Below are 22500 nucleotides of genomic sequence, written 5' to 3'. Positions count from 1 at the left end.
CGTTCATAGTGGTCGCGCCGGGGCCGTTGTCGAGGGGTCCCCCGACCCGCAGCATGGGGCGATCGCGACACCGACGTCGCGGTCGACCAAGTCGATGAAGACGCAAAGGACACAGCAATGACGCGTTCCCGTTTCCTTCTCGCCGGCTCCGCCGGACTCGCCCTGACCCTCTCTCTCTCCGCCTGCTCCGGCGGAGCCGGCGGCGGGGGCGGTGGAGACACCTACCCCTCCGACACGATCGACGTCATCGTGCCCTTCTCGGCCGGTGGACCGACCGACACCGTCACCCGCATCCTCGCCGAACCGCTCGGTGAGGAACTGGGCGTGCAGGTGGTCGTCGACAACGTCGAGGGCGCCGGCGGCACGGTCGGCGCCGGCGAAGCCTCGCAGGCCGACCCCGACGGCTACACCCTGCTGCTGCATCACATCGGGATGTCGACCGCACCGACGCTCTACCCTGACCTGAACTTCGACCCCGTCGCCGACTTCGAGCCGGTGGGCCTGGTGACGGAGGTGCCGATGGCGATCCTTTCGAAGAAGGGACTGGGTCCGGCATCCTTCGAAGAGCTCGTGGAGTACATCGAGGCGAACGAGTCCGCCGTGACCCTGGCCCACGCGGGCGTCGGGTCCGCCTCGCACCTGTGCGCGACCCTCATGCAGGACGCCCTCGGCGTCACGCTCACCGAGGTGCCCTACGACGGGACGGGACCGGCCATGGCCGATCTGCTCGGCGGGCAGGTCGACCTGCTGTGCGACCAGACGACGAACTCCGCGAGCCAGATCCTCTCCGGCGCCGTCGACGCGTACGCCGTCACCGTGCCCGAACGCGTAGCCGTGCTCCCGGACGTGCCCACCACCGCCGAGGCGGGCCTGCCCGACGTGGAGGTGAGCATCTGGCACGGCCTGTACGCGCCGGCAAGCACCCCCGAGGACGTCATCACCGTGCTCAACGAAGCGCTCATCACAGCCCTCGGCAACGACGAGGTGAAGACGCAGTTCGAAGAGCTCGGCACCTCGCCGGTCAGCGCCGAGCAGGCCGCGCCGTCGGTGCTGTCGACCCAGCTCAGCGATCAGATCGCGCTGTGGGGCGACCTCCTCGGCAAGGGGAACTGACATCGCCGAGATCACTCCGCGGGGCGAGCCCGTCTCGCTCCGCGGAGCCTCCAAGCCCTCAGTCGCCGATCTCGTCGGGGGCGGGGTCTTCCTCGCCCTCGGCGCGATCTTCGCCGTCGCCTCCCTCGGGTACGAACTCGGCACACCCCTCGCCATGGGCCCGGGGGCCTTTCCGCTCGGCATCGCGGTGCTGCTGATCGGCCTCGGTGTCGCCGTCGTGGCGAAGGCGTTCGTCTCGCCCAGTCGGCAGGAGACCTTCGTCGAGGAGCCCGCGACGGCCGAACAGATGGCGGAGGAGTCGACGTTCGAAGCGCTCGCCGCCGCCAAGGCCTCTCAGGCGGAGGGCGTGCCCTTCGTCACCCGCCCGACGCCCGTGGTCGGCGACCTCGAACGCGGGGCGCCGCTCGGCTTCGGGCGGATCCCCTGGCGTCCGCTGCTGATCATCATGGCGACGATCGTCTTCTTCGCCGTCGCCATCGACGGTCTGGGACTGCTGCTGTCGGTCTTCGTCGCGGTCGCCGCGGTGTCGTTCGCCCGCAAGGAGACCACGGTGAAGCAGGCGCTGCTGACCAGCGTGGCGCTGACCGTGCTGTGCTACCTGGTCTTCTCGCTCGGCCTGGGCCTGAACGTGCCGGTCATCGGTCCGTGGATCGGAGGATGACGTGGACCTGCTGAACAATCTCATGCTGGGCCTCGCGACGGCCTTCCAGTGGGAGAACCTGCTGTTTTGCCTGCTGGGCGTCGCCCTGGGAACGGCGGTGGGTGTGCTCCCGGGCATCGGCCCCACCGCGACCGTGGCGATGCTGTTGCCGCTGACGTTCGCGTTCGGCGAGCCGGTGACGGCGATCATCATGCTCGCGGGCATCTATTACGGCGCGCAGTACGGCGGGTCGACGACGGCGATCCTCATCAACCTGCCGGGGGAATCGTCGTCGGCGGTCACGGCCATCGACGGGCACAAGCTGGCGAGGATGGGCAAGGCGGGCACGGCGCTCGCCGTCGCCGCCCTGTCGTCGTTCACCGCGGGCACGATCGCCACCCTGATCCTCGCGGTCGCGGCCCCACCGCTGGCGACCGTGGCGCTGAGCTTCGGGGCGTTCGAGTACTTCGCCCTCGTCATCCTGGGGCTGATCGCCTCGATCGCGCTGGCGAGCGGATCGACGCTGAAGGCGCTGGGCATGATCGTGCTCGGCATCCTGCTCTCCACCGTGGGACAGGACAGCTTCACCGGTGACGCGCGGTTCACCGGTGGCATCCGGGAGCTCGACGGCGGTCTCGACTTCGTCTCGCTCGCGGTGGGCATCTTCGGAATCGCCGAGATCCTGCGCAACCTCGCCAACCCGGAATCGCGCAACCCCGTGCTGGCGAAGCTGTCGCGGCTGTGGCCCAACCGCGAGGACCGCCGCGCCATGATCGGTCCGACGCTGCGCGGAACGGCGCTGGGCTCGGGTCTGGGCATCCTTCCCGGGGGCGGCCACATCCTGGCATCCTTCGCCTCGTACGCCATGGAGAAGAAGATCTCGAAGAAGCCCGAGACCTTCGGCCGCGGGGCGATCGCGGGTGTGGCGGGTCCGGAGTCGGCCAACAATGCCGCGGCGCAGACCTCGTTCATCCCGCTGCTGACCCTCGGCATCCCGGCGCACCCCGTGATGGCTCTCATCCTCGCCGCGTTCATCATCCAGGGCATCCAGCCCGGGCCGACGGTGATGGAGACCGAGCCGGTGCTGTTCTGGGGCCTGATCGCGTCGATGTGGGTCGGCAACCTGATGCTCGTCGCGCTGAACCTGCCCCTGATCGGTATCTGGGTGCGCATGCTGCGGGTGCCGTACTGGGCGCTGTTCCCGGCCATCGTCGTCTTCGCCGCGATCGGGACCTTCTCGATCAGCGGGAACCCGTACGACGTGCTCATGGTGGCGGTGTTCGGCCTGCTCGGGTTCGTGCTGCTGCAGGCGGGCTGCGAGCCGGCGCCGCTGCTGCTGGGCTTCGTGCTCGGGCCGCTGCTGGAGCGCAACTTCCGGCGCGCGATGATCATCTCGCAGGGCGATGTGACCGAGTTCGTCACGCGGCCCATCTCGGGCACGCTCCTGCTCCTGGCCGTGGTCATCCTCGTCGTGGCCGCGCTGCCGCGCATGCGCACGCGCCGCCAGGTGATCTTCGCCGACGCGGAGTGAGGTCGCGGGTGTGGCCCCCGGGATTCCCGGGGGCCACGCTCACGCGCTCCAGACGTAGTCGATCTCGGGCCTGCCCATGCCGCCCGGCCGGTGCGTGCGCACGCACAGCCCCAGGTCGGCCAGGTGCTCCAGATAGCGGCGGGCGGTCACCCGCGACACTCCGCACGCCAGCCCCACCTCGGTCGCCGAGGTCGGGCGACCGTGCCGGTGCACGTGCTCGCAGATGACGTCGTAGGTCGTCTTGGTCAGTCCCTTGGGCAGCGCGGTCGGCCCGGTCCGGCGCAGCGTGAGCAGCGCATCGATCTCCTCCTGCGTCGTGCGGCGGTCGATGGCATCCGACCCCCGCCGGTAGCGCAGGTAGCCGTCGAGGCGGTCCTTGAACGTGCGGAAGCCGAACGGCTTGATGAGGTACTGCACGGCGCCCAGGGCCAGGCAGGTGCGGACGGCGTCGACGCTGCGGTCGCCGGTGATGGCGATGATGTCGACATCCACGCCGTGAAAGCGCAGGAAGCGCGCGAGATCGGTGCCCCGGCCGTCGGGGAGGGTCAGGTCCATCAACAGCAGATCGAGGGGCGGGATGCCACGATGCGCGGCGAGCACGCCCTCTTGCGCCGACGCGATGGTCGCCGCCACCCCGACGATCTCGAACGTGCCCATGCGCTCCAGGTAGGAGACATGCGTCGCCAGGGCCCGGGGGTCGTCTTCGACGACGAACGTGCGGATTATCGGGCCTCGTCTCGAGGCAGCCGCACCTCGACGTGGCTGCCGTCGCCGGGGAGGAACTCGATGCGGCCGCCGCGCCCCTCCACGATGGAGCGGACGAGGGCGAGCCCGATGCCGCGGTGCGGACCGGACTTCGTGGTGACACCCCGCTCGAACACGCGGTCGTCGGAGGGGCCGCGGCCGGTGTCGCGCACCGCGATGACGATGTCGCTGCCGGCGGCCCGGCCCTCTACCGTCACGGCGGCGTCGGGGAGGCCGCGCACGGCCTCGAGGGCGTTGTCGACCAGATTGCCCACGACCGACACCAGCTCCGTCGGCGTCAAGGGCAGGGGCAGATCCTGATCGAGCGACACCGCGAACGCGACGCCCCACTCGTTCGCCGTGGCGGCCTTGCCGAGCAGGAGCGCCGACAGCGCCGGCTCGCGCCGCGCACCGGCGATACGGTCGGTGAGCTTCTGGCTCGCCTGACTCGACTCCTCGATGATGTTCACCGCCTCCTCGACCTCCCCGGCCTCGAGCAGACCGACGATGGTGTGCAGGAGGTTGGAGTGCTCGTGTGTCTGCGAGCGCAGCGCCTCCGACATCGTGCGCACGCTGTCGAGCTCGCCGCTGAGGGCGGTCAACGCGCTGTGGTCCCGCAGGGTCATGACGGCGCCCGGTGCGCCGTTTCCGCCCCGCAGGGAGCCGGAGGGCGTCATCGGCTCCTGATTGACCAGCAGCACGCGATCGGCGCCGGCGTGGATCTCCTCCACCGCGCGGGTGCCGCTCGCCAGCATGCGCGCGAGGTCGGGCGAGACGCCGAGATCGGCCGCGGGGGTCGGCTCGACACCACCGCCGGGGGAGGGCGGCAGGCCGAGCAGATCGGCCGCTTCGTCGTTGTAGAGCACGACGTCGCCCCGCTCATCGGTGATCACGACGCCCTCGCGCACCGAATGCAGCACCGACTCGTAGAACGACACCATTCCCCGCAGGCGCTGCGGAGCGAGATCTCCCGCGACGCGGCGCACCACCCGTCGCGACAGGGCGGCGGCCGCGGTGCCGATCGCCACGATGACGCACGCGAGCACGAGGATCAGCGGCAGCCGCGGCAGCACGGCATCCGAGATCTGCCGGGTCGTCACGCCCGCCGACACGATGCCCACCAGTGTCTCGTCGTTGTCGAAGATCGGGACCACGGCACGCACGGAGGGACCGAGCGTGCCGGTGAAGGTCTCGACGAGCGTTTCGCCGCGTTGGGCGGCGGTGATGGTGCCGAGGAACTGCTTGCCGATCTGGTCGGGGTTGGGATGCGTCAGACGGACGCCGTCGGTGGTCATGATCGTGATGAAGTCGACGCCTGACGCCGCCATCGCCGACCGGGCGCGCGGCTGCAGCGACGCCGTCGGATCGGCGTCCGCGAACGCGTCGACGACCTCGGGGGTGGATGCCAGCATGCGGCACACCGCCAGGCTGCGGTCGCGCGCCTCGCCCTCGGCGTTCCACTGGGCTTCGATGCTCAGCGCCGTGACGAGAAGGCCGAGCGCGCCCAGGACCGCGCCCATCTGGATGCCGAAGACCCGACCGGCGATGCTCCACGACCGTCGCGTCTGCACCTCTCACCCCGTTCCTCATCGAACGTCGAAGAGCACGGTCGCCCCAACCGTGCCTGACCAGGATCGCCACGGGCCGCGGCGTGTGCGACTTTCGGTCATAGTGGTCGCGCGGCGGGGCCGGTGCGGCGGGGCTGCGGGGTGGTGCGGGGGCGCGTGCGGGCGGGCTGGTGCGGTGGGGCGCGGTGGGTGGCGGGTTTCGTGCGGCGGGGCTGGTGCGGTGGGGTTCGCGCGGCGGGGCGGGTGCGGTAGGGCTCGCGCGGCGGGGCGGGTGCGGCGGCGGCGCCGGTTCGCGGCCGGAGTGCCAGGGCAGGGGAAACGAACAAACCCGCACGCTCCGAAGAGTCGTGCGGGTCGTGGATGCCGTGGGTGCGGTGGCTCAAGCGGCCAGGCGCAGCCCCCGGCGGTCGGTGGCGACGGCTTCGCCGTCGTTGATGATCTCGTCGTCGCCGATCAGCGAGCCGACGGCGATGCGGGCGTTGTGGCCCACCTGCGTCCGGACGCCGATGTGGGCGCCCGCGCCGATGACGGCCCCGGTGCAGATGTGCGCGTGCGGCTCGATGTGAGCCTCCGGTCCGATCACGGCGTCCGACTCGATCCACGCGCCACGGCCGACACGAACACCCGCGGCGATCTGCACGCCGGGTTCGACGTAGGCGCCGTTCTCGACCAGCGCCGACGGGTGGACCTTCGCGCCGTGCGCGACGAGTCCGCGACCATTGACGTGCTTGCGGTAACGCAGCGTCTCGCCGTGGTCGTTCTCGATGTCGATGTAGTTCTTTCCCACGATCCCCTCCGGTCGGTCATCGGGTGAGCCGACATGTATGACAACGGGTCCAGAAGACCCTTCATTCCCTCGAATGATTCTTCGTCGCCCGTGCGACGATCGGTTTCCTCGATGTCGAGAGACCTGCCCGCCGTTGTGTCGTCCCCTTGTTCTCGCATGTCGGGCCTGCCGGCGCGGGCGGGTTGACATGCGGGCCGGGGCCGTTCGTTCTGCGCGTCGGGGAGGGACGGCACCGGGCGCGGGCGACGGTGTCGGGGCGTGGGCGGGCGGCCGACGGGGACGCTGCTGGGGCGTGGGGTGGTGGCGGGGAGGGACGGTGCGGGCCGGGAGCGGTGGCGGGAGGGACGGCACCGGGCCTGGGGAGGTGGCGGGGAGGAACAGAGCCGGGGCGTGGGAGCGCCGGTCAGCCGGGCTGGCAGGTCGGACACCAGTAGACGTTGCGCTCGCTCGTCGCCGATGCCCCCAGGCTGGTGGCCCGGATCGGTGTGCCGCACCTCCGGCACGGCGCCCCCTCGCGGCCGTAGACCCAGAATCGGCGCCCGGGTCTGCTGTCACCGGTGAAGGTGCGCTCGGGCCGGGGCAGGTTCGCCCGGATCATGCGCTCGCCGAGGGCGATGGTGGCCTGCGCGTCGATCTCGGTCGCGGGCGTCGTCGGCGCGATCCCGCGCACGAACAGCAGCTCGTTGGCATACACGTTGCCGAAGCCGGCGACGTTGCGCTGGTCGAGCAGGGCGACGTGTGCGGCGCGGTCGTCGGCGGCGACACGGCGCACGGCCTCGGCTTCGTCCCAGTCGTCGGCGAGCAGGTCGGGCCCGAGGTGGCCGATGACGGTGTGCTCGTCGGTCGTGCGCAGGACCTCGACCATGGCGAGGTCGAAGCCGACGGCATCCGCCCCCGCGACGCCGACGATCGCCCGTGCCTTGAAGGCGGGTCGTCGCCACCGCTCGCCGGGTCGATAGACGTCCCATCGGCCCTCCATCTTGAGGTGGGAGTGCAGGGTGTACCCGCCGATCCGGTGCAGCAGGTGCTTGCCGCGCGCCGCGACCTCGTGAACCGTCTCGCCGCGCAGGTCGGCGGTGGCGCTGCCCGGCACGCGGATGTCGAAACGGGTCACGACCTTGCCCGCCAGCGCCGCGGTGAGCTTGGCGGACGCCCGGTAGACGGTGTCACCCTCGGGCACTGCTCGCTCCTTCATGGGGGTCGGGCGCGTGCGCCGTGCGGCGCCCGCTGCGGGGCCGGGTGGATGGTTCAGGCACGCGCCGCCTCCCGGAGGGTGTCACCGGCGGTGAGCTTGCGCAGGGTGAGACCCTTGGGCGATTCGACGAAGCCCGCCTCGCGCAGCGCACGACCGACCGCCGTGCCGTAGACGAACTCGCCGTTCACCTGCTCGACGGTCAGGGTCTCGAGGCGACGCTTCTTCGCCGTCTCGGCGAGGTGGCGTGCGGCGGCTTGCAGAGGCGCCTCGGCGTCGGTGAAGGCGAGGGCGCTGCGCCCCCCACGTTCGAGGTACAGCGTCAACTCGCCGTCGACGAGCACCACGAGACCGCCGGCTTTCCGGCCCGGCCGGTGGGTGACGCCCTCGATGGCAGGCCACCCGAGGGCGGCGCCGTAGGGGTTGGCCGGGTCTGTCGCGGCGAGGGTGACGGTGCGCAGGGGCGGCGGGTCGGCCACCGCGGCGAACTCGCGCAGGCGGTCGACGGTTGCGGACGCGGCGAACTGCGCTGCTCCCAGCTTCTCGATGACGTAGCCGCGACGGCAGTGTCCCGCCTCCTCGAACCCGGCGAGGATGCGGTACACCTGAGCGAAACCGCCGGGCACGCCCTCGGACTGCACTGCGCCGCGGGTGACGACCCCGTAGCGGTCGAGCAGCAGACTCGCCGTCGCCGTGGCCCGCGCCGCGGCATCCGGTTCGCGCTCGGGCAGCAGAGACCACCGACCGCCGAGCGAGGGGGGCCGCGGGGCCGATGTGGCGCGTGGCATGGTCGCGCCGCGGTACATGCGGGCGCGGGGTGCTCGACGGGCCACGCGATGCGACTGACCGCCGCCGCTCAGCAGCGTCCGGACAGGCGCGAAAGTGTCGTTCGTCACCCTGCCCGCCCACGTGAGCGCCCAGAGGGCGTCGTTGACCGACTGTTCGTTGTCGGCGCCCGCCAGCTGCTTCAGCTGCGCCGCGAAGTAGGCTCCACCACCGGCGAGGGCGGCGAGGATCCTCGCTTCGAGCGAGTCGGGCGCGGGATCGTCGGCGTCTTCGGGGTCTTGCAGAGTGAAGGGGGCGGCCTCCGCCGGATGCAGAGCGATCCAGCCGTCGCGTCCGGGGAGCGTGCCGTGACCCGACCAGACCACCTCGCCGGTCGCCGTCAGTTCGTCGAGCAGGGCGGGAGAGTAGTCGGCGACGCGTGAGGGGAGCACGAGCGATTCCCACGCGCTCGCCGGGATCGGCACACCGGCGAGTTGCTCGACGACGGCGAGCACCCCGTCGATGCCCTCGAGGGGACGGCCCAGGTGCTGCCAGACCGGAAGGAATCGCGCGTAGGCCGCCGGCGGTACGGGCTCGACGCTGCCGCGGATCGCAGCGAGAGAGCGCATGCGCAGGCGTCGGAGCACCTCGACGTCGCACCACTCGGTGTCGTCGCCGCGCGCACCGCCCGATGCCTCGGGGAGGAAGAAGCCGCTGGCCAAGCGCCCCTGTGATTCGAGCCGTTGCAGGGTGAGGCGCGCGACGGCGGTCCCCACGCCCAGCCGTTGCGCCACTGCCTCGGTCGTGAACGGCGCGTGCGTGCGTGCGTAGCGCGCGACGAGATCGCCCAGCGGGTCGGCGAGGGGCTCGAGGAAGGCGTTCGGGATGCCGACGGGCAGGGCCGCGCCGAGCGCGTCGCGCAGACGCCCGGCGTCTTCGATGCCCGCCACACGCGAGACGCCGCCGATCGTCACGCGGATGGCGCGGCGATCGTCGATGAGGGTCGTTAGGTGACGTTCGGCCTCGGCGAGAGCGTCGGTTTCGGCGTCGAGGCGCTCGGCGACCTCGGCGGCGTCGAGCGGGCCGAGGATGCGCAGCAGATCGGCCACGCCTTCGACGCCTCGCGCGCGTCTGTCGGGGTCGAGGCGCTGGGCTTCGCGCTCGAACTGCGCGATGACGTCGGGGTCGAGCAGCTCCCGCATCTCGACCTTGCCGAGCAGCTCGCTCAGCAGGGCGGGGTCGACCGACAGGGCGGCCGCGCGCCGCTCGGCGAGCGGTGAATCGCCCTCGTACATGAACGCGCCGACATAGCCGAACAGCAGATCGCGGGCGTACGGCGAGGGCTGCGACGTCGTGATCTCGACCAGGCGGATGCGGCGCTCGCCGATCTGTCGGGTGACCCGCAGCAGGGCGGGCAGGTCGTAGACGTCTTGCAACACCTCGCGCAGCGTCTCGAGGATGATCGGGAACGCGGGGTGACGCTTGGCGACCTCGAGCAGTTGGGCGGAGCGCTGCCGCTGCTGCCAGAGCGGCGACCGACGGTTCGGGTTCAGGCGGGGGAGCAGCAACGCGCGGGCCGCGCACTCACGGAAGCGGGATGCGAACAGCGCGGAGCCGCCCACCTCGTCGGTGACGATCTGCTCGAGCTCTTCGGGCTCGAAGACGAAGAGATCGGCTCCGGGAGGTTCGGCGGCGGCATCCGGAACGCGGGCGATGATGCCGTCGTCGCTCGCGACGGCGGCGCCCTCGACCCCGAGGCGCTCGCGGATGCGCGCGTTCACCGCCAGCGCCCACGGGGAGTGCACCTGCATGCCGTAGGGCGAGTGGAGGATGATGCGCCAGTCGCCCACCTCGTCGCGGCTGCGCTCGACGGTCAGGGTGCGGTCGGTGGGCAGGCTCCCGGTGGCCTCGCGCTGCTCAGCGAGGTACGACAGCAGGTTGGTGATGGCGTTGTCGTCGAGCCCGGATTCGCGCAGGCGCTCCGCCGCCTTCTCGCGGTCGGCGCCCGCCAGATCCCGGGAGAACTTTCCTAGGGCCTCACCGAGTTCGGCCGGGCGGCCGATGCCGTCGCCGTGCCAGAACGGCAGCTTGCCGGGCTGACCGAAGGCGGGGAGCACGTTGACGCGGTCGTGGGTGATCTCCACGATGCGCCAACTCGTGGTGCCGAGCGTGAACACGTCGTTGACGCGTGACTCGTAGACCATCTCTTCGTCGAGCTCGCCGACGCGGGCGTTCTGGGACTCGCCCGCCACGAAGACGCCGAAAAGGCCGCGGTCGGGGATGGTGCCGCCGCTGGTCACGGCGACGCGCTGGGCGCCCGGTCGTCCGGTGAGTGTGCCCGCGTCGCGGTCCCACACCAGGCGCGGGCGCAGTTCGGCGAACTCGTCGGACGGGTACCGCCCGGCCAGCAGATCGAGCGTCGCCTCGTACGCCGAGCGGGGGAGCGAGCGGAAGGGCGCGCTGCGCTTGACGGTCTCGAACCACTCCTCGACGTCGATCGAGCCGAGCGCCGAGGCCGCGACGGTCTGCTGCGCGAGGATGTCGAGCGGGTTCTGCGGCACCGAGATGGCCTCGATGCGCCCGGCGAGCATGCGCTCGGTCACCACGGCGGTGTGCAGCACGTCGCTGCGGTGCTTGGGGAAGAGCGCCGCGCGGCTCACCTCGCCCACCTGGTGTCCGGCGCGTCCGACCCTCTGAAGGCCGGATGCGGCGCTCGGCGGTGCCTCGACCTGGATGACCAGGTCGACTGAGCCCATGTCGATGCCGAGCTCGAGGCTGCTGGTCGCGACGACGCAGCGCAGAGTGCCGGACTTCAACTCGTCTTCGACCTGGGCGCGCTGCTCTTTCGAGACCGAACCGTGGTGGGCCTTGGCGAGGATCGCGGGCACGCCCGCGGACGATCCGGCCTGTGCCATGACACCTGCGGGCACCGTCGGCTCGGGGACGTCGATGCCGACCCGCTCGGCGTAGATCTCGTTCAGTCGCCCGGTGAGGCGTTCGGCGAGGCGCCGGGAGTTGGAGAACACGATGGTCGAGCGGCGTTCGAGGATGCGGTCGACGATCGCCTCTTCGACGTGCGGCCAGACCGACCCGGCCACCTCGGTGCTCTCGGGCCGTTCCGAGAACCACTCGCCGTCGGTCGCCTCGTCGGGGTCCGGCGACCCCGGCGGAGGGGGCGGATTGAGCATGTCTTCGATGGGCACCACGACCGACAGGTCGAACGCCTTGGTGGCCTTGGGAGCGACGATGTCGACGGGCTGAGAGCCGCCGAGGAAGCGGGCCACCTCGTCGATCGGCCGCACCGTGGCCGACAGCCCGATGCGCTGTGCGGGTTCGTCGAGCAGCGCATCGAGGCGCTCGAGGCTCACCGCGAGGTGCGCGCCGCGCTTGGTCGCCGCGACCGCGTGCACCTCGTCGATGATGACCGTGTGCACGCCGCGCAGCGTCTCGGCCGCCTGGCTCGTGAGCATGAGGTAGAGCGACTCGGGCGTCGTGATGAGGATGTCGGGCGGATCGGTGACGAGCTTGCGTCGATCGCTCGAGCTCGTGTCGCCCGAGCGGACGCCGACCGTCACCCCTGGCACGTCGATACCCAGGCGCCGCGCCGATTGTCCGATGCCCACCAGGGGGGAACGGAGGTTGCGCTCCACGTCGACGCCGAGCGCCTTGAGCGGCGAGATGTACAGGACGCGCGTATTCGTCGCCGGGGTCTTCGGCGTCGCCTTCTTGCCCCGGCGCGGAGGCTCGGCATCCGGCACCCGGGGCGTCTTCTCGCGGAAGATGCGGTCGATCGCGAAGAGGAACGCCGACAGCGTCTTTCCCGAACCGGTGGGCGCGACGACGAGTGCGTTGCGCCCCGACGACACGGACTCCCAGGCGCCCTTCTGCGCGTTGGTGGGAGCGGTGAAGGCGCCACGGAACCAGTCCTGCGTCGCAGGACCGAATCTCTCCAACACGTCGGCCATGCCGACATCCTCTCCCGGACCTCCGACATCGGGCCGGGGTTGACGTTCGCTGCCCGCGGAACGGCGTTCCGCCCGATGCAGAAGTCTTCGTCACGCCCGGAGGCGGTTCCGCCGCGGGCACACTGGCGTGGAGACATGAGCAAGGCAACGTCGCCGTGACCGTCCTCTGTGGAGATCACGGCGCGTGCTCGATCAAGCTCCCGTGCTCCAGCTCCAGGCGCAGGTCGAGATCGAGTCGAGCGAGGAACGCGTCGTCGTGGCTGACCACGAGTACCGCCCCACGGTAGGCCCGAAGCGCAGACACCGGTGCCGACGGTGCCCGACTCAGCCGTTGTCGGGGTGCGGTCGCGCGTCGCGCCCCTCGCCGGTGGCCGACACGTCGATCTCGGAGAGCCGCGCCTCGAGGAACGCCCGGACGTCGTCGAGTTCGTCCTGCGAGATCGAGTGCCTGAGTCCGGGGTACACGCGCCCGCTCAGCTCGCTGTGCACGGGGAGCCACTGCGCCGTCGCGTCGATCAGGGCCGGGGGGATGACGTCGTCGGCGGCGCCGCGCCCCCAGAACACCGGGGGCCGACGCTCGGCGAGAACGGCGTCGCCGGGCAGCTCCCCACCCGCCGCGTAGCCGGCGAGCACCACCGCGAAAGACACGGCGTCGGGCGCCGCCCGCAGCGTCTGCAACGCCACCGCACCGCCCTGCGAGAACCCGAGCAGGCCCACGGGCGTCTCGCCCACGGCATCCCGGATCCACGCGAGCAGCGCCCGCGCCGCGTGGGTGACGGCGTCGGGGTCGCGGCCGTCGAGTCCCTCGATCGGGTACCACGACGCTCCCGGCATGGGCCAGGGCGGTGCCAGCGGCGCACGCACGCTCGCCACGACGAACGCCGGGGGGAGGTACGGCACGAGACCGAACAGGTCGTGCTCGTCGGAGCCGTAGCCGTGCAGGAGCAGCAGCACGGGCCGGTCGCCGCGCTCGTGCGCGGGGGCCGACCAGCGCACCACGGACGGGTCGAGGGAGGGATGCGCGCTCATGCGGCCATTGTGGCAAAGGCCTCCGACACCGTCGCCGCGGCCGCCGGAGGGGAGGAGATTCGGGCGGTGGCGGACTCCCGGCGAGGAAGACGCCCTCCCGTGCCGATATCTCCTCCACTCCCGGAGATGTGCGTCCGCGAGCGCCGGCGACCGTGTCCGCTCGCGGCGGACACGCGGCATGCACGGCGGACGGTTGATATACAGGGAACATGCCCGTGCGTACCCCCGATCCCGAACCCGGCGACAACGGCGACGAGCGCGAACCGCTCTCCGCGTCCTTCTCGGGCGCGCCCGGCACCCCCAACCCCAACCCGGGGTGGCTCAGCGAGGTCGAGCTCGCCGAGGCGCGGCGCCGTCTGCCGATGCTCTACGTCGAGGCGCTGCCCGTGCGCACCGACGGCATGGGCGCGGTCACGCAGGTCGGCATCCTGCTGCGCGCGACGCCCCTGGGCGAGATGACCCGCACCCTGGTGTCGGGTCGCGTGCGCTACGGCGAGACGGTGCGCGACGCGCTCTTCCGTCACCTCGAGAACGATCTCGGGCCCATGGCGTTCCCGCTGCTGCCGCCCCAGCCGACGCCCTTCACCGTCGCCGAGTACTTCCCCCTGCCCGGGGTGAGCGCGTTCCACGACGACCGCCAGCACGCCGTGTCGCTCGCCTACGTGGTGCCGGTGACGGGCACCTGCGAACCGCGTCAGGACGCGCTCGAAGTGACGTGGCTCTCGCCGCAGGAGGCGGCATCCGATGCCCTCTCCGACGAGATGGAGGGCGGTCGCGGAACGCTCATCCGTCAGGCGCTCGCCTCGGTGGGCGCCCTGCGCTGAGGTCGGATCCCGGATGCCGACACGCTCGGCGGCCGTGCCGGTCCGGCCCGGCGGTGCCCGCGATCGGGACGTTGCCGGTGTCGGTGGCCCTGCCTAGGGTCGGAGGATGCCGGACATCTCCCTCGAACCCCTGACCCTGCCGAGCGATCTCGACGGCTGGCGTGCCTTCGCCGATGAGCGTCCGCGAGAGCTGCTCGATCGCGTCTCCGCGCTCGACGCGAGGCTGACCGCCGAGACCGACCTCGCCCTGCGCGAGCGCCTGACGCTGTGGAACGAGGCCGACATCGCGCTGGCCGAAGCGGCCGCCCCCTCGCACCTCCTCAGCGAGTCGCACCCCGACGCGGGTGTGCGCGACGCCGCCGAGAAGCAGGCGCAGGCCATCGACGCGGTGCAGTCCCGGCGTCTGCTCGACCGCGACCTGTGGAGCGTGTTCGCCGACGCCGATCCCGCCGCACTCGAGCCCGATGAGCAGCGCTTCCTCGAGCACGTGCGGCGCGACTTCCGCCGGGGCGGCGTCGACCTGCCGGACGCCGACCGCGAGCGCGTGCGCGAGCTGACCGAGCGCGACACCGAGCTGTCGTTGGCGTTCTCACGGAACATCCGCGAGGGGCGGCGGGAGATCCGCGTGCCGGCATCGGCGTTGGAGGGGCTGCCCGATGACTTCCTCGCGGAGCATCCCGCGGATGCGGAGGGGATGGTGACGCTGGCGACGGAGTACACCGATCTCATGCCCGTGCGCGAGTACGCCCGCGACCGCTCGGTGCGTCTTGCTCTGGTCGGTGCCTACAACGATCTCGCGTGGCCCGACAACGAGCCGGTGCTCGCCGAACTGCTCGCGGTCCGGGCCGAGCGGGCGTCGCTGCTCGGCTACGGCGACTGGGCCGACTACGAGACCGAGACGCGCATGATCGGCTCGAGCGCCGCAGTGGCGGCGTTCCTCGAGCGCGTCGCCGACGCCGCTGCCCCGGCCGCGGCGGCGGAGTACGAGCGCGTCCTCGAGCGCCTGCGTCGTGACGACCCCGATGTCGAGAAGGTGACCATCGCCGACTTCTGGTACGTCCTGAGCACGCTCAAGCGGGAGGAATACGACGTCGACGCACAGTTGGTGCGTTCGTACTTCCGGTTCGATCGCGTGCTCGAGGGCGTGCTCGCCACGACCGGACGACTCCTCGACGTGCAGTACGTCCCCGTCGACGCCCCGTCCTGGCACGGCGATGTCCGCACCTACGATGTCGTCCGCGCGAACGAGCGCCTGGGACGGATCCACCTCGATCTGCACCCCCGCGACGGCAAGTACAACCACGCGGCCTGCTTCGGGCTCGCCCCGGGGATCAGCGGACGGACGCTCCCCGAGTCGGTCCTGCTCTGCAACTTCTCGCGCGGTCTGCTCGAGCACGACGAAGTGGTGACGTTCTTCCACGAGTTCGGGCACCTCGTCCACGACATCCTCGGCGGCCACCAGAAGTGGGTGCGCTGGACGGGCGTGGCGACGGAGTGGGATTTCGTCGAGGCGCCGAGCCAGCTGCTCGAAGAATGGGCGTGGGATGCCGAGGCGCTCGCCGCATTCGCGCACAACGACGCCGGGGAAGCGATCCCCGGCGACCTGGTCGCGCGCATGCGGACCGCCGACGCCTTCGGGAGGGGCCTCGAGGTCACGCGGCAGCTCGGCCACGCCACGACGTCGTACCGTCTGCACGTCGAGCGGCCGACCGACCTGCAGCCCGCGGTCGACGCGTACTACCGTGCGGCGAGCCCGGTCGCTCCCCTCGACGGGTCGCACTCGTACGCCGGGTTCGGCCACCTCACCGGGTACGGCGCCTGCTACTACACGTACCAGTGGAGCCTCGTGATCGCGCGCGACCTCCTGTCGGCCTTCGGCGACGACCTGTTCGACGTCGAAACGGCCGCCCGCTACCGCCGGGAGATCCTCGAACCCGGCGGCACGCGTGATGCGAAGGAGCTCGTGCAGGCGTTCCTCGGCCGGGAGAGCACGTTCGACGCCTATCGCGACTGGCTCGCCGGAGCGTGAACGGCGACGGCCGCGGCATCCTGGATCGGATGCCGCGGCCCTCGCGCACCGCCTTCCGCGCCCGGCGCGGCGGTCGGACGAGGGTCGCCCCGACCGCCGCCGCTGCCCGACGGGCGAGCCGGGTCAGGCCGTCGTCTCGCGCGCGATCGCCGCGACGAAAGCGTCGATGTCAGATTCGGTGGTGTCGAACGAGCACATCCACCGCACCTCGCGGCGCAGCTCGTCCCAATCGTAGAAGCGGAAACTGCGGCGCAGACGGTCGGCGACCCCGGCCGGAAGGGTGGCGAACACGCCGTTGGCCTGGGTCGGCTGGGTGAACTCCACGCCCTGGATCGAGCCGTCGGCGAGCCCCGCCTCGACGCCGGCGCGCAGGCGCTGCGCCATCGCGTTCGAATGCCGGGCGTTGCGCAGCCAGAGGTCGTTCTCGAGCAGGGCGACGAGCTGAGCAGAAACGAAGCGCATCTTGCTCGAGAGCTGCATGTCGAGCTTGCGGAGGTAGGTGAGACCGGTGGATGCCGCGGGGTCGAGCACGACGATGGCCTCGCCGATCATGGCGCCGTTCTTCGTCCCCCCGAAGCTCAGCACGTCGACGCCCGCATCGCGGGTGAAGGCGCGCAGCGGCACATCGAGCGCCGCCGCGGCGTTGGAGATGCGGGCACCGTCCATGTGCAGGCGCATGCCGTGGCCGTGCGCGTGGGCGGCGAGCTCGCGGACCTCGTCGACCGTGTAGAGGGTGCCGAGTTCGGTCGACTGCGTGATCGAGACGACGAGCGGCTGCGCGCGGTGCTCGTCGCCCCAGCCCCAGGCCTCGCGGTCGACGAGCTCGGGGGTGAGCTTGCCGTCGTCGGTGGGCACGGTGAGCAGCTTGATGCCGCCGACGCGTTCGGGGGCCCCGCCCTCGTCGACGTTGATGTGCGCGGTGGATGCCGAGATGACGGCGCCCCAGCGGGGGAGCATCGATTGCAGCCCGACCACGTTGGCGCCCGTGCCGTTGAAGACCGGGAAGGCCTCGACGCCGTCTCCGAGCAGGCCCGTGAAGAGCTCCTGCAGGCGGGCGGTGTACACGTCTTCGCCGTACGCGACCTGGTGGCCCTCGTTGGCCGCGGCGATCGCGGCGAGGACGTCGGGGTGGATGCCGGAATAGTTGTCGGACGCGAAGCCGCGCACCGACGCATCGTGGAGGGAAGTCACCTGTCCAGCGTAACTTTTCCCGGCTCCTCCCCAGGGGGAGTCTTTCCCCGGTTCCGCCCCGGCGGGCTGTGGTGTCGGGGGTCCCCCCGACAATGGAGGGATGCGGTTGGATCCCGAAGCGCTCAGCATCGCCGGCGAGATGTTCTCGGCCTCGGCGATGATGCGCGCCGACCGTCTGCTCGTCTACGGCTCGGTCGAGGTCGGCGACGCACGGTCCATCGGCGGCGTGATCGTGGTCTCGGCGCAGTCCTTCGGGGCCGCGGGCTACGAGCACCTCGAGCTGCGCGTTCCCGCCGATTTCTCGAAGCTGTCGGGGTGGTGCTCGTGCGGGCGCGGTCCCGAGTGCGAGCACTTCTGTGCCGCCGCCCTCGTGCTGTTCGACCGCATGATCTCGGCGGGCCGTCCGCCCCGTCCCGAATGGCAGCGCTCGCTCGACGAACTGTTCTCCGCCGCGCCCCTCGTCGACGACGAGCCGCCTTTCGAGCTCTGCCTCTTCCTCGCGATCCGTCGTGGCGGAGGCTACGGCCGCAGCACCGCTCTCACCCTCACCGCGCGGCCCGGGGTGCGCGGCACCCGCGGCACGTGGATCAAGGGCCGGGCCGGCTGGTCGGCGCTGGCGACCCTGCCGGCCGATCCCCGGGCTCGCGCCGCACTCGACAGCCTCGGGCGGCTGGGGCGCTCCGGCTCCGGCGCGTACATGTCCGACGAATGGATGCCGCTCTCCGCCGTTCCCCCGCACTCGCTGTGGCTGCAGCTCGAGGCCGTCGTCGCCGCCGGGGTCCCGCTCGTGTCGGGCGCGGGCGTTCATCACCCGGTACGCATCGTCGACGCCCCCGCGACCGTCGCGATCGCTCTCGACCGGCGGGGTTCGAGCCTGCACGTGCGGGGTGTCGCGCAGGGCGTCGACGACGACACCGCCGCCCTCCCGTCGTGGGTGGTGGGCGATCCGGCGGTGGCGATGGCCTTCGTCGCCGACCGCGACGGTGACGATGAACGCATCACGCTGACGCGACTGTCGGCTCCCGTCGCCGGACCGGTGCGCGCGCTGCTCGCGCGCTCCGGCGCGCTCACGGTCGACGAGGGCGGCTCCGACACCTTCCTGCGCGAGTACCTGCCGCGCCTGCAGCTCGACGCCCCGGTGGTGTCGCCGAGAGGCACGGTGGAGGTGCCGGCCCCGCCTCGCCCCCGTGCTGGAGGTTCTCGTCGAGCACGCCGACGGAGCGACGACCGTGGCGACGCGCTGGGACCGCTCGCCCACCCACGGCCGACGCCATGACGACCATGAGCGAGAGGTCTGGGCCGCCGTCGCCGCCATCGGCGAGGAGCTGCGCATCGACATCCCGGGTCCGTTCCCGACGGGAAGGGCACCGGCTCGTCCGCTGGCTCCCGCGGTGGCGGCGCTGCTCGTCGTCGAAGCGTTGCCGCGCCTGCAGTCCCTCGACCACGTGCGGGTCCACCTCGCAGGCGAGCACCCCGCCTATCGTGCGTCGCCCGAGGCGCCCGTCGTGCACCTGAGCACCGGTGACGACGACGGCAGCGACTGGTTCGACCTCCATGCGCGGGTGAGCGTGGGCGAGGTCGAGGTGGATTTCACCGCGCTCTACACCGCCCTGGCCCTCGGCGACCGGGTGCTCTTCCTCGGCGAGGGCGAGTACGTGCGGCTCGACACCCCCAAGTTCGACCGCCTGCGCGCGGTGATCGACGAGGCCCGGACCCTCGCCGACCGGCCCGTCGGCGAGCTCAAGCTCAACCGCTACAACGTGGGCCTGTGGGACGACCTGTCCGAGCTCGGCATGCTCGCCGCGCACGAGGCCGAATGGTGGCTGCGCGTCCGCGGTCTGACCGACGAAGCCGCCCTGACCCCGGTCGATCCGCCGTCCGGCCTGCGCGCGACGCTCCGCGACTATCAGCGCACCGGTCTCGACTGGCTGCACTTCCTGCGGGCGCAGGGACTCGGCGGCATCCTCGCCGACGACATGGGACTCGGCAAGACCGTCCAGACCATCGCGATGATGGAGGCCGCGCGCGCCGACGACCCCACGATGGCACCGTTCCTCATCGTCGCGCCCACCAGCGTCGTGGGCAACTGGGCCCGGGAGTGCGCCCAGTTCGCCCCGGAGCTCGATGTACGCGTGATCACGGCGACGCGGGCGCGACGCGCGACGAGCATCGCCGACGCGGCAGCGGGAGCGCACGTCGTGGTCACCAGCTACGCGCTGTTCCGCCTCGAGCAGGAGCAGTACGCCGAGGTCGCGTGGTCGGGACTGGTGCTCGACGAGGCGCAGCAGATCAAGAACCCGTCGTCGAGGGGGTACCGCGCCGCCCGTGCGCTGGCCGTGCCGTTCACTCTCGTCATCACCGGCACCCCGATGGAGAACAACCTCCTCGAACTCTGGGCGCTCGTCTCGCTGGTGGCACCGGGCCTGCTCGGCACCCGCGAGTCGTTCACCGAGTTGTACCGCACGCCCATCGAGAAGCGTTTCGACGGTGAGCGCCTCGATCTGCTCCGTCGGCGTATTCGCCCGTTCCTGCTGCGGCGTACCAAAGAGCTCGTCGCCGCCGAGCTGCCGCCCAAGCAGGAGACCGTCCTCGAGGTGACTCTGCATCCAGCGCACCGCAAGCTCTACGACCGGCGCTTCCACCGGGAGCGCCAGCGTCTGCTGGGGCTGCTCGACGCCGACGCCGACGGCAACCGCTTCGCGATCTTCCGCTCGCTGACGATGCTGCGGCAGCTGGCGCTCGACCCCGCGCTCGTCGATGAAGGCGAGGCGCCGTCGGCCAAGCTGGACGCCCTCGAAGAACTCCTCGTCGAAGCCGCGGCCGAGGGGCATCGCGTGCTCGTTCTCAGCCAGTTCACGCGCTTCCTGCGTGCGGCGCGGCAGCGCTGCACCGAGGCGGGGCTCGCGTCGGGTTACCTCGACGGCACGACCACCGACCGGCAGGCCGAGATCGATCGGTTCCGTGACGGCGACGACCCCGCTTTCTTCGTCTCGCTCAAGGCCGGCGGAGTGGGCCTCAATCTCGTCGAGGCCGACTACGTGGTGCTGCTCGACCCCTGGTGGAACCCCGCCGTCGAAGACCAGGCGATCGACCGGGCGCACCGCATCGGGCAGACGCGTCCCGTCATCGTCTACCGGCTGGTGTCGGCCGACACGGTCGAGCAGAAGGTGGTCGCGCTCCGCGAGGCGAAAGCCGACCTGTTCGCCCGCGTCCTCGACGGTGGTGACGGCAGCGGTGAGGCGTTCGCGGGCGGGCCGCGGTTGACCGCCGACGACATCCGCAGCCTGCTCGACTGAGGCGTCGTGGCCGAGGGGTTCTGCCCGGAGGGACACCGCTCGACGGGGGCACTCCGGCCGGGGCGTTCCGCCCGGCGGGACGCTGCTCGACTGAGGCGTCCTGGCCGACGGATCATGCCCGGAGGGCACCGCCGACCCAGCCGCGTGGCTCGACCGGAGCGATCGGCGGGGAGCGCGTCCCGCCCGGTGCTGCCTCCGGCGCTCGCCGCAGCGCAGGCTCTGGCCGATGTCGGAGGTCGGGTCTAGCGTGAGGGCCATGTCCGACGCCCAGCCCTCGCCCACCCCCGCCGGGTCGACCGCCGCGCCGGCCGGCGGCAACCGCACCTTCCTCGCGGTGCTCATCAACACCGCCGCGGCCAATGTGACGACCAGCTTCCTCTGGTTCGCGCTGACCTTCTGGGTCTACCTCGAGACGCGCTCGGTGCTCGCGACCGGCATCGTCGGCGGCGCCTACATGCTGCTGCTCGCCCTTTTCGCGATGGTGTTCGGCTCCATAGTCGATCGGCACCGCAAGCACCGCGTGATGGTGTTCTCCGGCCTCGTCACCCTCACCGCGTTCCTCGTGGCGGGCGCGCTGTGGCTGGCCTTCCCCGAGGCCGCACTGCTCGATCTGGGCGGGCCGTGGTTCTGGCTGTTCTCCGGCGTCATCCTCGCGGGCGCGGTCATCGAGAACATGCGCAACATCGCCCTGTCCACCACCGTCACCCTGCTCGTTCCCGTCGAACGCCACGCGAACGCGAACGGTCTGGTCGGCACCGTGCAGGGCTTGGCCTTCGTCGTCACGAGCGTCTTCAGCGGACTGTCGGTCGGCTTCCTGGGCATGGGGTGGACCCTCGCGATCGCGATCGTGCTGACCCTGGTCGCCCTCCTCCACCTGCTGACGATCCGCTTCGTCGAAGAACGTCCGGCGGCTGGTGCCGAGCGCAGCCCGATGGTCGATCTCGGGGGAGCCGTCCGCGCCGTCCGCGCGGCTCCCGGGCTGTTCGCCCTCATCGTCTTCTCGACCTTCCATCGGCGGCGTCTACATGGCGCTGATGGATCCCTACGGTCTCGAGCTCTTCAGCGTGCAGGTGTGGGGTCTGGTCCTGGGCGTCACCGCCACCGGCTTCATCATCGGTGGTGGGCTGGTGGCGAAGTTCGGCCTGGGGAAGAACCCCATCCGCACGATGCTGTGGATCGTCATGGGCATGGGTGTGCTCGGAGCGGTCTTCGTGATCCGCGACTGGTGGTGGCTCTATGCCGTGGGCATCTGGGTCTACATGGCGCTCATCCCGCCCGTCGAGGCGGCGGAGCAGACCGTCATCCAGAAGGTGGTCCCCTTCGCCACTCAAGGACGCGTGTTCGGTTTCGCCGCGGCGTTCGAGTCGGCCGCGGCGCCGGTGACGTCGTTCCTCATCGCCCCGATCGCCCAGTTCGCGATCATCCCCTACATGGAGGGCGCCGACGGCCGCGCCACGTGGGGCTGGCTCCTCGGTGACGGTCAATCGCGCGGCATCGCGCTCGTCTTCGTCTTCGCGGGTCTCGTGATGGTGGTCGCGGCCGCCCTCGCCTTCTTGACCCGGTCGTACCGCATCCTGTCGCGGCAGTACCGCACGGCCGAGGTCAACGCCGACGTCGCGCAGACGGCCGACGACACCGCCGACACCGACGACGCAGCTGGAACGCCCGCGCCCGTGCCTCTCGCCGGTTCCGGGGGCGCCGGTTTCGGCCGCGCCGAAGAGTCGGGCACGACCCTGCCCCAACCGGCATCGCGAGGTCTGCACGGCGAACCGCCTCGCGACGAGAGCTGAGGCAAACCGACATCGCGCGCACGAGCCGAACACCGG

15 protein-coding genes and 1 pseudogene are annotated in these 22500 nt (G+C 71.4%); 8 read left to right on the top strand and 8 right to left on the bottom strand.

The window, feature by feature from the left end; genetic code table 11:
* Positions 1–117 precede the first annotated feature (117 nt).
* From QE410_RS14150 to QE410_RS14140, 3 genes are all read left to right on the top strand, one after another.
* Positions 118–1113 carry a tripartite tricarboxylate transporter substrate-binding protein gene (locus QE410_RS14150; protein ID WP_307333192.1) on the top strand — a complete coding sequence of 332 codons (996 nt, stop codon included), beginning with the start codon at positions 118–120 and terminating at the stop codon, positions 1111–1113.
* A 154-nt stretch (positions 1114–1267) separates the two neighbouring features.
* Entirely contained in the window at positions 1268–1774 is a 507-nt protein-coding gene (locus tag QE410_RS14145; protein ID WP_373459348.1) for a tripartite tricarboxylate transporter TctB family protein, read from the top strand.
* A 1-nt stretch (position 1775) separates the two neighbouring features.
* The gene (locus QE410_RS14140; protein WP_307333191.1) at positions 1776–3284 is read left to right on the top strand and encodes a tripartite tricarboxylate transporter permease; all 1509 of its coding nucleotides are present in this window, start codon (positions 1776–1778) and stop codon (positions 3282–3284) included.
* Between the two features lie 39 nt (positions 3285–3323).
* Here the strand turns inward: QE410_RS14140 and QE410_RS14135 are convergent, their stop codons facing one another.
* The 7 genes from QE410_RS14135 to QE410_RS14105 form a co-directional block, all read right to left on the bottom strand.
* On the bottom strand, positions 3324–4007 hold the full coding sequence (locus tag QE410_RS14135; protein WP_307334553.1) for a response regulator: 684 nt from the start codon (positions 4005–4007) through the stop codon (positions 3324–3326).
* Positions 4007–5599 (bottom strand): sensor histidine kinase, encoded by a 1593-nt coding sequence (locus QE410_RS14130; protein ID WP_307333189.1) that lies wholly within the window; start codon positions 5597–5599, stop codon positions 4007–4009. Before QE410_RS14130 ends, QE410_RS14135 begins: the two co-directional genes overlap by 1 nt.
* 376 nt (positions 5600–5975) lie before the next feature.
* Positions 5976–6383 (bottom strand): transferase, encoded by a 408-nt coding sequence (locus QE410_RS14125; RefSeq protein WP_307333187.1) that lies wholly within the window; start codon positions 6381–6383, stop codon positions 5976–5978.
* Positions 6384–6786: 403 nt separating this feature from the next.
* Entirely contained in the window at positions 6787–7563 is a 777-nt protein-coding gene (locus QE410_RS14120; RefSeq protein ID WP_307333185.1) for a DNA-formamidopyrimidine glycosylase family protein, read from the bottom strand.
* Positions 7564–7631: 68 nt separating this feature from the next.
* Complete coding sequence (locus QE410_RS14115) at positions 7632–12305, bottom strand: ATP-dependent helicase (protein WP_307333183.1); 4674 nt, start codon at positions 12303–12305, stop codon at positions 7632–7634.
* A 175-nt stretch (positions 12306–12480) separates the two neighbouring features.
* Complete coding sequence (locus QE410_RS14110) at positions 12481–12609, bottom strand: hypothetical protein (protein ID WP_307333181.1); 129 nt, start codon at positions 12607–12609, stop codon at positions 12481–12483.
* Positions 12610–12629: 20 nt separating this feature from the next.
* Positions 12630–13334: an alpha/beta hydrolase gene (locus QE410_RS14105; RefSeq protein WP_307333179.1), complete on the bottom strand. Its 705-nt coding sequence runs from the start codon at positions 13332–13334 to the stop codon at positions 12630–12632.
* A gap of 209 nt (positions 13335–13543) precedes the next feature.
* Between QE410_RS14105 and QE410_RS14100 the strand changes: the two genes are divergently transcribed.
* Positions 13544–14158, top strand: a complete 615-nt coding sequence (locus tag QE410_RS14100) for an NUDIX hydrolase family protein (protein WP_307333177.1) — start codon at positions 13544–13546, stop codon at positions 14156–14158.
* 106 nt (positions 14159–14264) lie between these two features.
* A complete protein-coding gene (locus tag QE410_RS14095; protein ID WP_307333176.1) occupies positions 14265–16187 on the top strand; it encodes a M3 family metallopeptidase in 1923 nt (640 codons plus the stop codon).
* Positions 16188–16310: 123 nt separating this feature from the next.
* Here the strand turns inward: QE410_RS14095 and QE410_RS14090 are convergent, their stop codons facing one another.
* Positions 16311–17378: a low specificity L-threonine aldolase gene (locus tag QE410_RS14090; RefSeq protein WP_307333174.1), complete on the bottom strand. Its 1068-nt coding sequence runs from the start codon at positions 17376–17378 to the stop codon at positions 16311–16313.
* A 100-nt stretch (positions 17379–17478) separates the two neighbouring features.
* Here QE410_RS14090 and QE410_RS14085 point away from each other — a divergent pair, with 100 nt between their 5' ends.
* From QE410_RS14085 to QE410_RS14075, 3 genes and pseudogenes are all read left to right on the top strand, one after another.
* Entirely contained in the window at positions 17479–18654 is a 1176-nt protein-coding gene (locus QE410_RS14085) for a hypothetical protein (RefSeq protein WP_307333172.1), read from the top strand.
* Positions 18566–20674 (top strand): DEAD/DEAH box helicase, encoded by a 2109-nt coding sequence (locus tag QE410_RS14080; protein ID WP_307333170.1) that lies wholly within the window; start codon positions 18566–18568, stop codon positions 20672–20674. The genes QE410_RS14085 and QE410_RS14080 overlap by 89 nt, the downstream gene beginning before the upstream one ends.
* Positions 20675–20930: 256 nt before the next feature.
* Positions 20931–22464, top strand: a pseudogene (locus tag QE410_RS14075) (MFS transporter).
* The last annotated feature ends 36 nt before the right edge of the window (positions 22465–22500 follow it).

It is taken from the genome of Microbacterium sp. SORGH_AS_1204 (assembly GCF_030818935.1).
GTDB lineage: Bacteria > Actinomycetota > Actinomycetes > Actinomycetales > Microbacteriaceae > Microbacterium.
Note: the sequence above shows the minus strand (reverse complement) of the source record. Positions and strands in the feature narration are given on the sequence as shown.